At 44.3% G+C, this 699-nt stretch carries 1 protein-coding gene; it reads left to right on the top strand.

The window, feature by feature from the left end:
* Positions 1-699: Cof-type HAD-IIB family hydrolase (locus tag AB4496_RS26605; protein ID WP_372132901.1), on the top strand; the 699-nt coding region annotated here is incomplete at both ends.

The raw sequence follows: 699 nt of genomic DNA, 5'->3' as shown, positions 1-699 counted from the left end.
CCGCATAAGTCCTATAAACATAAATTGGATAAGCACAAGCTATTGGCGTTAGATCTCGATGGTACCGTTCTCAGTTCGCAGCACACGATTAGTCAAGAGTTAGTCGAAGCCATCAAGCAAGTCGCTCAACACACTCATGTGGTTATCGTTACGGGTCGCCATCATGTCGCTGCAAAACCTTATTACGATCAGCTTGGTTTATCGACTCCAATAATTTGTTGCAATGGCACTTACATCTTTGATTACCAGAACGATACGGTCATTCAAGAAAACGCAATCGACAAAGAAATTGCGGCTGAGTTTATCACCCTATCTCAAGCTCATGATCTGAAAATGGTGATGTATGTGCGTGATGCAATGCTCTACTCGAGAGCACGCCCTATTGAATACATGGAAGCGCTACTGACGTGGTCTCAAACCTTTCCAGAAAGCCAGCGACCAAACATTCAAAAGGTCGACGACTTCCAACATGAAGCACAAATTTCAGAGTATGTGTGGAAGTTTGTCGTTGAAGGTGAAGTAAACACATTCGCAGAGATTCCTTTTGTGAAAGAGAACTTCAACGGCGAACGATCTTGGATTGATCGTGTCGATTTCGCAGCAACAGGTAATAGCAAAGGTAATGCATTGACTCGCTACATTGAGCCGCTCGGTATCAGCCTAGAGCAGTGTGTCGCGATTGGTGATAACCACAATGAC

The sequence above is a fragment of the Vibrio sp. 10N.222.46.A1 genome (genome assembly GCF_041473595.1).
In the GTDB taxonomy this organism is placed as follows: domain Bacteria; phylum Pseudomonadota; class Gammaproteobacteria; order Enterobacterales; family Vibrionaceae; genus Vibrio; species Vibrio tasmaniensis_A.
This window is presented reverse-complemented; position numbering and strand designations above follow the sequence as displayed.